This is a genomic window from Rhizocola hellebori (assembly GCF_016862955.1).
GTDB classification, from domain to species: Bacteria; Actinomycetota; Actinomycetes; order Mycobacteriales; family Micromonosporaceae; genus Rhizocola; species Rhizocola hellebori.
The window spans coordinates 1-9,383 of sequence record NZ_BONY01000158.1 but is presented as its reverse complement, the minus strand read 5'-3'; the positions used below and the strand labels follow the sequence as shown (position 1 = coordinate 9,383).

At 65.0% G+C, this 9,383-nt stretch carries 10 protein-coding genes; 9 read left to right on the top strand and 1 reads right to left on the bottom strand.

Annotated elements, in window-relative coordinates; genetic code table 11:
- The 3 genes from Rhe02_RS48845 to Rhe02_RS48835 form a co-directional block, all read left to right on the top strand.
- Positions 1-771 (top strand): DnaJ C-terminal domain-containing protein (locus Rhe02_RS48845; RefSeq protein ID WP_203915444.1); only part of this gene is annotated, 771 nt, incomplete at its 5' end.
- 5 nt (positions 772-776) lie between these two features.
- Entirely contained in the window at positions 777-1,187 is a 411-nt protein-coding gene (locus Rhe02_RS48840; protein ID WP_203915445.1) for a heat shock protein transcriptional repressor HspR, read from the top strand.
- Positions 1,188-1,270: 83 nt separating this feature from the next.
- Positions 1,271-1,549 carry a hypothetical protein gene (locus Rhe02_RS48835; RefSeq protein ID WP_203915443.1) on the top strand — a complete coding sequence of 93 codons (279 nt, stop codon included), beginning with the start codon at positions 1,271-1,273 and terminating at the stop codon, positions 1,547-1,549.
- Between the two features lie 27 nt (positions 1,550-1,576).
- On the opposite strand, the gene Rhe02_RS48830 is transcribed toward Rhe02_RS48835, so the two are convergent.
- A complete protein-coding gene (locus Rhe02_RS48830) occupies positions 1,577-2,008 on the bottom strand; it encodes a hypothetical protein (protein ID WP_203915442.1) in 432 nt (143 codons plus the stop codon).
- Between the two features lie 246 nt (positions 2,009-2,254).
- Between Rhe02_RS48830 and clpB the strand changes: the two genes are divergently transcribed.
- The 6 genes from clpB to Rhe02_RS48800 all read left to right on the top strand — a co-directional run bounded on the left by clpB (position 2,255) and on the right by Rhe02_RS48800 (position 9,338).
- Positions 2,255-4,810, top strand: a complete 2,556-nt coding sequence (gene clpB, locus Rhe02_RS48825; protein ID WP_203915441.1) for an ATP-dependent chaperone ClpB — start codon at positions 2,255-2,257, stop codon at positions 4,808-4,810.
- Positions 4,811-4,889: 79 nt separating this feature from the next.
- Positions 4,890-5,531 (top strand): hypothetical protein, encoded by a 642-nt coding sequence (locus Rhe02_RS48820; RefSeq protein ID WP_203915440.1) that lies wholly within the window; start codon positions 4,890-4,892, stop codon positions 5,529-5,531.
- A gap of 70 nt (positions 5,532-5,601) precedes the next feature.
- Positions 5,602-6,450 (top strand): SDR family NAD(P)-dependent oxidoreductase, encoded by an 849-nt coding sequence (locus Rhe02_RS48815; RefSeq protein WP_203915439.1) that lies wholly within the window; start codon positions 5,602-5,604, stop codon positions 6,448-6,450.
- A 47-nt stretch (positions 6,451-6,497) separates the two neighbouring features.
- Complete coding sequence (gene pyrE / locus Rhe02_RS48810) at positions 6,498-7,028, top strand: orotate phosphoribosyltransferase (protein ID WP_203915438.1); 531 nt, start codon at positions 6,498-6,500, stop codon at positions 7,026-7,028.
- A gap of 57 nt (positions 7,029-7,085) precedes the next feature.
- Positions 7,086-7,463, top strand: coding sequence for an ArsR/SmtB family transcription factor (locus Rhe02_RS48805; RefSeq protein WP_020522607.1), 378 nt, complete (start codon positions 7,086-7,088; stop codon positions 7,461-7,463).
- Between the two features lie 216 nt (positions 7,464-7,679).
- The gene (locus tag Rhe02_RS48800; RefSeq protein WP_203915437.1) at positions 7,680-9,338 is read left to right on the top strand and encodes a VWA domain-containing protein; all 1,659 of its coding nucleotides are present in this window, start codon (positions 7,680-7,682) and stop codon (positions 9,336-9,338) included.
- Positions 9,339-9,383: the final 45 nt, after the last annotated feature.

The window sequence follows — 9,383 nt, the reverse complement described above, 5'->3', positions numbered from 1 at the left end:
GGTCCGGCTTACCGGACCGCCCCCGCCCGGGGTCGCGATGTCGAGGCCGAGATCGTCATGGACTTCCTCGACGCGGTGAAGGGTGTCGAGCTTCCGCTGACCCTTCGGGCGCCTGGCGTCTGCGACACGTGCCATGGCACGGGGGCCAAGCCGGGGACGCAGCCGCGTACCTGCCCGCATTGCCATGGTTCAGGAGTGGTCAACCGTAATCAGGGAGCGTTCGGGTTCGCCGAGCCGTGCCGCGACTGTCAGGGCGTGGGCACGATCGTCGACGAGAAGTGCCCGGAGTGCGGCGGGACGGGCGGCATCACCAAGACCCGCACCCTTAACGTGCGGATTCCGCCCGGAGTCGCTGATGGGCAACGGATCCGGCTGGCCGGACGCGGCGAGCCGGGGGAACGCGGTGGACCTGCGGGTGACCTGTTCGTCAAGGCAATCCTGCGCCCGGACCCGATCTTCGGCCGGTCCGGCGATGACCTGACCGTCACGGTGCCTGTCACCTATCCGGAGGCCGTGCTGGGTGCCGAGGTGCGTGTGCCCACTTTGGACGGCATGGTGAAGGTACGTGTCCCGGCCGGGACGCCCAGCGGCCGTGTCCTGCGGGTGCGGGGCAGAGGTGTGCCAAAACGAGATGGCCATTCCGGCGATCTGCTGGTTACCGTCGAGATAGTGATGCCTGCCGAGCTTTCACCCGAGGCGCGGGAGGCCCTCGACCGCTACGAGTCCCTGACCCCGCCTGCCCGCCGCGACCATCTCGAGGATCTGAGGTGACCACAATGGACCCATCGGCGAAAGTGCTGCTTATTTCGGTAGCAGCTCAGCTGGCCGGAATGCATCCGCAGACGCTGCGTCAGTACGACCGGATGGGCCTGGTGGAGCCGAGCCGGTCGGCGGGTGGCGGCCGGCGGTACAGCCTGCGCGATGTCGAGCTGCTGCGGGAGATCCAGCGGCTGAGCCAGGAGGACGGCGTCAATCTCGCCGGCGTCAAGCGGATCATCGGCTTGGAGCACGTCGTCGAGGACCTGCGCGAGCAATTGATGCAGTTGAGCGAGGCGCTTGAGCGCGCACACGCCAGGCTGGCGCAGCTGGAAACCATTTCCGCCTTCCCGCGGACAGATCTTTTGCCGGTCAGCCGCGCTTCCACCGCGCTTGTGGTATGGCGTCCACGCTCTTCAGGCGAAGACTGACGACGTCTCCCCTGGCCAGCTAGGCTTGATCGGAGAGCAAGCCCGATCTTTCGGGCTGTGCCGACTGAGGTTGGGGGATCTCAATGGGCATCATGGACAAAGCCAAGGGAATGCTTGGTATGGACGACGACACCGACGCTGCCAAGGACGCTAAGGACAAGGCGGCGAGCGCGTCGAAGAGCAAGTCCGACCAGGTTTCCGGCAAGGCTAACGACATGATGGGCGGCATGAAAGACAAGGCCAAGGGGGCCGCGGACTCAGCGAAGGAGTCCGCTAAGAAGATGACGCCGGACAGCATGGACAAGCACGTCGATAAGGGCGCCGACGCGGCCAAAGACGGCATTGACCGGATGGGTTCATAAATTTTGAGTACGGGTGCGTCCGCTGCCTCACTGCAGGCGGCGGACGTGCCGCACCAGGCCGCCCTCACACCAGTCGTGGTAGTCGAAGAGGGTGGGCTTGGCCAGCAGGACCCGCGTGTTGTGCGCCCAGGTGGCCATCAGCTCGTCGCCTTCCTCCTCGGCCTCCTCGACTAGCTTGCGCAGCTTGCGCCGAGGATGGGCCTTGAAGCCGGTGCGGATGGCGTCGGCGGCGTAGATGTAGCAGCAGTGCAACGCGAAGCGGCGAGCCGGGCAGGCCGGGTCCATTGCGAGATCGAAAAGCGTTGAGACCAGGCGGTCGCCCGAGATGAGCAGGTCCCAATCTGGCGGCATCGAGCTCAGCGGCACCGAGTCGGGCGAATAGGCCCAGGCGCGCATCTCGTTGGGGCTGGGATCAACCGGGTTAGCGAACCCACGGAACACCTGGGAGGTTGCACTCATGCCGGTTGCCTCCTGCCCTTCAAATCGGGGAATCCCCGACAAATCGCACCCACTGACCAGCGGCATTGCTGCAGCGGCAACCTAGCGTGTACAGGGCGTAACTGGGAAGAGCTGTTCACCAATCCGTTATCTGCCTGGATACCGATGCAACCGCCGCAGAATAATCCCCCGGCCGCGGTTTCGGTAGCTGGATCAAGGTTGAGGTGTTCGCGCTAGCAAGTTGAGTCGGCTAGACTCAACTCTGCTATGGACACTCAACGTCTCACCACCAAGTCTCGTGAAGTCATCAGCTCGGCGGTGGCCATCGCGCAACAGCGCGGGCATGCCACCGTGGAGCCGTGGCACCTGCTGCTGTCGTTATTGGACACCGGCGGCTCGACCGCGCCGGGTCTGCTGCGCGCGGTCGGCGCCAATCCGGTGGAGATCCGCCGGGCATCGGCGCGTGCGGTGGAACAGCTGCCCACGGCACGCGGCAGCAGCGTGGCCGAGCCGTCGCTGTCGCGCGAGTTCGTCAACGCCATCAACGCGGCGGAGCAGATCGCCCGCCCGCTGGGCGACGAGTTCGTCTCGACCGAGCATCTGCTCGCCGGTCTGGCTAACGTGAGCGGGCAGGCCGGGCAGACCCTCAAGCGGGAGGGTGCCACCGAGGAGGCGCTTGTCGCCGCGTTCCCGAAGATTCGCGGTGGCGACCGCCGAGTCACCACCCCCGATCCCGAGCAGCAGTATCAAGCGCTGGAGAAATACGGCGTCGACCTGACCGCGCGAGCCCGCGACGGCAAGGTCGATCCGGTGATCGGGCGTGACACCGAGATTCGCCGGGTCATCCAGGTGCTGTCGCGGCGCACGAAGAACAACCCGGTGCTCATCGGCGAGCCAGGCGTGGGGAAGACCGCCATCGTGGAGGGCTTGGCTCAGCGCATCGTGGCCGGAGACGTTCCAGAGTCGTTGCGCGACAAGAAGTTGGTCAGTCTCGATCTGGGCGCGATGGTGGCGGGAGCGCAATATCGGGGCCAGTTCGAAGAGCGGCTCAAGAGCGTGCTGGAAGAGATCAAGGCCAGCGATGGTCAGGTCATCACCTTCCTCGATGAGCTGCACACCGTGGTGGGCGCGGGCAAGGGCGAAGGCTCGATGGATGCGGGCAACATGCTCAAGCCCATGCTCGCCCGCGGCGAGCTGCGCATGGTCGGCGCGACCACATTGGACGAATACCGCGAGCACATCGAGAAGGATCCCGCGCTGGAGCGCCGTTTCCAGCCGGTGCTCGTGGGTGAGCCGAGTGTCAATGACACCATAGGCATCCTGCGCGGGCTGAAGGAGCGCTACGAAGTGCACCACGGTGTGCGCATCACCGACGCCGCCCTCGTCGCCGCCGCCACGCTTTCCGACCGTTATATCTCCGACCGGTTCCTGCCCGACAAGGCAATCGACCTCGTTGACGAAGCTGCGTCGCGGCTGCGTATGGAAATCGACTCCCGCCCGGTGGAGGTCGACGAGATCGAGCGTCAGGTGCGCCGCTTGGAAATCGAGGAGATGGCGCTGGAGAAGGAGTCTGACCCCGCCTCCATGGAGCGGCTGGCCAAACTCCGTGCCGAGCTGGCCGATCGGCGCGAGCAGCTTTCCGCGCTGTCCGCGCGCTGGAAAGAGGAGAAGGCCCATATCCAAGCCATCTCGCAAAGTAAGGAACAGCTCGAAGAGCTTCGCAGCCAAGCCGACCGCGCCGAGCGTGACGCCGAGCTGGGCAAGGCATCCGAGCTGCGCTACGGCCGCATCCCCCAGCTGGAGCTGCAGCTGAGCAAGGCCGAGGCCGAGCTGAATGTGTTGCAGTCCAACGGCGCCATGCTCAAGGAAGAGGTCGGCGCGAACGACATCGCCGAGGTGGTCGCGTCGTGGACGGGCATTCCCGCCGGGCGCATGCTCGAAGGCGAGACCGCGAAACTGTTGCGGATGGAAGAGTCGCTCGGGGCCCGGGTCGTCGGGCAGCCGGAGGCCATCGCGGCCGTCAGCGACGCGGTGCGGCGGGCACGGGCGGGGGTGGCCGACCCCGATCGGCCGACCGGTTCGTTCCTCTTCCTTGGGCCAACCGGCGTCGGCAAGACCGAGCTCGCCAAGGCTCTGGCCGGGTTCCTCTTCGACGATGAGCGGGCCATGGTCCGCATCGACATGAGCGAGTATGCCGAAAAGCACTCGGTCGCACGGCTCGTCGGTGCTCCGCCGGGCTACGTCGGGTACGAGGAGGGGGGCCAGCTGACCGAAGCGGTGCGCCGGCGCCCGTACACGGTGGTGCTTCTCGACGAGGTGGAGAAGGCTCACCCGGACGTGTTCGACGTGCTGCTGCAGGTGCTCGACGACGGCAGGCTGACCGATGGTCAGGGCCGCACTGTCGACTTCCGCAACGCGATCCTGATTCTCACCTCAAACCTCGGCTCGCACGCGGCCCACGACTCCGACGCGGTCATGGCGGCGGTGAGGGGGCACTTCAAACCGGAGTTCCTCAACCGCCTGGATGACATCGTGGTCTTCCGCCCGCTGCGCCAGGAGGAGTTGGCCTCCATTGTGGACATTCAGCTCGACCGGCTCCGCCGCCGCTTGGCCGACCGCCGGCTCACGTTGACCGTCTCCGATGGCGCGCGGCAGTGGCTCGCCGAGCACGGCTACGACCCGCAGTACGGGGCGCGGCCGCTGCGCCGGCTGGTGCAGTCCGCGATCGGCGACAAGCTGGCCAAGGCGCTGCTGTCCGGGGCCATCCGCGACGGCGACAACGTGACGGTCGAGCGGGAAGGGCAGACCCTGACGGTCAGCTGAGGGCTCTCCTTCTCAGGAGGGACACAGGTTCCGCCTCAAGTTTCAGGCGGGCGGATGGCGATGGGTTTACGGTGATCGTATGTCTTACACGACGCCCCCATCCGGGTACCTCGTGCCAGAGCAGCCCGGTGGCAACCAGGCTCGCCCGGGCACAGTCAGCCTTGCCTCGCTCCTGCTCTACCTGATGGCCTTGCTCAGTCTTGTCACCGTGGCGCTGTCGATATATCAGGCGACGATCACCACGGAAGAAAAGCTGGTGACCATCTACAAAGACGGGGGCTACCCAGCCGACCAGGCGGAGGCAGCTGCCGCCCTGACCCCCGTGCTGTCCTACGTCGCGGCCGGGTTCGCCTTGTTGGTTGCGGTCGTCTACATCATCCTTGCCGTATTTGTGGGCAAGGGTAAGCAGTGGGCTCGCATCACCACCTGGGTCGTGGTCGGCCTCTTCGGCATCTGCTGCGGTTTGGTGGGTGTCGCGGCGCTGGGTGCCGGGAACAGCTTCAGCGGCATGGGCGCTCCCAGCGACATCGACACGGAGAAGATCGCTACTGACACGGCGGCGCTCCTGCCGAGCTGGCTCAGCCCGACCACGACGGTGTTGAGCATCATCTCGCTCATCGCGTCGATCGCCATCGTCGTGCTGCTGCTGCTTCCCCCGTCGAACCCCTATTTCCGCAAGCAAGAGCCGGTCTGGACACCACCGTCCTACCCGGCGCCGTAACTCCGAAGGCCATCCACGGCATGACGGCCGGGCGTCCCGCAAGGGGCGCCCGGCCATTTACAGTCAGGGCATGACAACGCCAGTCGCCGCCACTCCGCAAGCCGCGCCGGCCGCCACCGCCCAGAAGGCGCCGCGCCGCCGCACAGCTCTCGTCACCGGCGCCACCGCCGGCATCGGTAAGGCCTTCGCGGTGCGGTTGGCCAACGATGGCTGGGATTTGGTTCTGGTGGCACGCGATGCCGCCCGGCTCGACGAGTTCTGCCAGGCGCTCACGCAGACCTATTCGGTGCGGGCCACCCCGCTGTCGGCTGACCTTTCGACCTCGTCCGGTGTGGAGAGTGTGGAAGCGCGGCTGCGCGAGGAAGCCTTCGAGCTTCTGGTCAACAATGCTGGACTCTCCCTGAATACTCCTTTTCTAAAATCATCCGTTGAGCAAGAGGAGTACCTACTTTCGGTCAATGTTCACGCCGTGATGAGGCTGACACACGCCGCCCTACCGGGGATGGTTACTCGACGTAGTGGCAACATCATCAATGTGTCGTCGGTCGCGGGGTTCGCGGCCACTATGCCCGGTAGTACCTATCCGGCCAGCAAGGCATGGGTCATACATTTCAGCGAATCTGTTGGACTTTCGGTTGCTCGTCACGGCGTAAAGGTGTTGGCTTTGTGCCCGGGATTCACCCGCTCGGAGTTTCACTCCCGGGCCGGGATAGACATGAGCAAAACGCCGAATTGGTTGTGGTTACAGGCACCTAACGTGGTTGACGCAGCGCTCAAGGACTTGGGAAAAGGCCGCTCGGTGAGTGTTCCGGGATGGAAATACAAGGTTTTGGTGGGCTTTATGCGCCACACTCCCACTCGCCTACTGCGCCGGTTCGCGCGCACGGCGCGGGTGCGAACGGGGCGCGACACCGAATAGTGCACCCGGGTTAGCCAGGGTTCATCACGCGTTGTAGTCTCGGGTCCATGTCCGCACATGACGAACTCCGTAAATTCATCACTGACCTTGCAGTGGTGCGTGGAGAGTTTGTTCTTTCGTCAGGTGCGACATCGGATTGGTACCTGGACATGCGTCGACTGACGCTTGACCATCGCGCCGCCCCGCTCGTTGGACAAGTTATGAACGAGCTCACCGCAGACTGGGAATTCGACGCCGTAGGTGGACTCACCATGGGCGCCGATCCCATAGCCACTGCGATGATGCACACCGCGAATCGTCCTTTGGACGCCTTCGTGGTGCGTAAGGCGGACAAGGTACATGGCCTTCAGCGCCGGATCGAAGGACCCGGTGTGGAAGGCCGCAAGGTGCTCGCTGTCGAAGACGTAAACACTACGGGGAGTAGCGTTCTCACCGCGGTTGACGCCCTCCGCGAGGCGGGTGCCGAGGTCATCGGCGTAGCGGTTATTGTTGATCGAGGCGCGGGTGAGGCGGTTCGTACCGCCGGACTGTCATATCGAGCCGCCTATACGTTGGCCGACCTTGACCTGTCGGCCTAACGGAAGTCAGATCCGTACCTGCTAATATGTAGGTGGATCGATGCTGTTGTTGGAAGGATGGATCACGTGGGAACTGCCCTGGTGGAAACCCCGCTGCCTCAGATCTCGCCGCTTGCCGGCGAGCCTATCGAACGTGCCGATGCCGAGCGTCTCGCCGGTGTCCTCAAAGCGCTCGCCGACCCGGCCCGGCTCCGGCTTCTTAGCCTGATCCAGTCGGCTCCGGAGGGCGAGGCCTGTGTCTGCGACCTGACCGCTCCACTGGGTCTGTCTCAGCCGACCGTTAGTCACCACCTGCGCATCCTCACCGAGGCCGGTTTGCTGAACCGGGACAAGCGCGGCGTGTGGGCTTACTACAGCCTGGTGCCGTCGGCCATCGCCACGGTCGCCGAGCTCCTTACCCCGCCTCGGAAGCGCGCCACCAAAAAGGCTCGCTAAGCGACATAACAGTAAAGGGTGCACGGAGTTCCCGTGCGCCCTTTGCTGTTTAGCCGCTACGGTGAGTAAATTGGCCGATCTCCGAGTTGTGTTCACGTTGTTGGGGCCTAAGCTGACGGCCTAAGTAACCCGTCAGTAATGCCCGCCACTGTGAAGACTCGGAGCCACCCCATGTCTGGCCGCCATCGTCCGTCCAGTCTGTTCGGAAGCAGAGCCGTGCGCACCCCCGTTATCGTCATCGGCGCGTTGTCCCTCATCGGGTTGGGCGCAGTAATCCTCAAGTCTGTCTCCGCCGACGCGGACGGGTGCAGCGCTTCAGGAATCAGGCTCACGGTCGCTGCCGATCCGGCCATCGCGCCCGTGATCGCCGAAATCGGTACAGCCTGGACGGCCACGAGGCCATCGATTGAGGGTGATTGCGTCCGGGTCGACGTGGTGGCCAAGCCCTCCTATGAAGTGGCTACCGAGTTGGGTACCTATTCCGGCGGCCTGGTTGATGTGGCGGCCAAGCCCGTGCCAACCCCTTCGGACGCCGACCTTCCCACAGTGTGGATTCCGGAGTCGTCCTATTGGCTGGGCCGCGTGCGGGCGATCGACCGGGACATGTTCGACACCAACATCCTGTCGGTCGCGTCGAGCCCGATCGTGCTGGCCGTCCCAGAAGCGGTCGCGCGTGGGATGGAAAAGGAACTCGGACAGGGCATAGATGCCGCGATCATCAAGAAGCTCGCGCTGGATCCGGCCGGCAAGCTCAAGCTTGGCTTGGTGGAGCCGCGCCGCGACACCGCAGGAATGGTGGGCGCCATGGTGCTCTCCGACGCGGTGGTCGCCTCGCCGGCCGACCTTCCCGTTCTGGTCAAGGTCTATCGCACCCTGGGCGGCGCAGTTAATGATGTCAACGGTCTGTGGCAGGCGATGGGCGACGGCAGCAAGGGGATGAACGGCGCGCCCGTTAGCGAGCAGGCTCTGCTGACTCACAACGCAGGGGCTTCCGCGACGCCGATGGCCGCGGTTCCGCTCGCCGACGCGGCGACTCTCGACTTTCCTTACGCGGCAAGGGCACGCCAGCCCCGGCAGGTTGCCGCTGCAGCGGCTGCCTTCCGTTCCGCGTTGACCAGCCCCCAAAACAAGGCGCTGTTGGCTCAGCACAGGCTGCGCGCCGCGGATGGCACAGCCGGCTCCGGCTTCCCGACCGGACATGGGGTCACCGCTGGGGCCATTCACCTCCAACCGTTGACCGACATGGCGAAGGTGAAAAGCGCCTTGGCGGTCTGGGTTTCCGCGCGGACAGCGTCTCGGGTGGTTGCCATGGTCGACGCGACGTCGTCGATGGCGTTGCCGCTCAACGGTACCGCCAAGAGCCGGATGCAGGTGATGAAGGAAGCCGCAACCACGGGACTCACCTTCTTCACGGCGGAAAGCAAGCTTGGACTGTGGGCCTTCGTGGGCAAGGGACACACCAACCTGGTGCCGCTGGAGACCATCGGCCCGGCGGGTTCCACTCAGCGCAACAAGCTCATCGGAGCGGTGACCCAGGCCAACCCGGTACCGGGTGTGGACGCCTGTCCGCTGTACCAGTCGATCATCGCGGGCTATCAGGAGATGCTCAACGGCTACGATCCCGCGCTGTCCAACACTCTGGTCGTCTTCACCGACGGGCGGGACACCACCGGAACGGATATCCGCAAGGTGCAGCGCGAGCTTGAGTTGCTCGCAGACGTAACCAGGCCGATCCGGGTGGTGCTGCTGGGGATCGGCCCGGACATCAAGCTGGACGAGCTGCAGGCCATCGCCGATACCACCGGTGGAGCCGCCTTCCAGGTCAACAGCCCCGAGCAAATGCAGCTAATCTTCCTCACCGCTCTACTCGCCTAGCGCGCGCTAAAGCAACGCGCGGACAGCGCCGCTGTAATTCTGGCG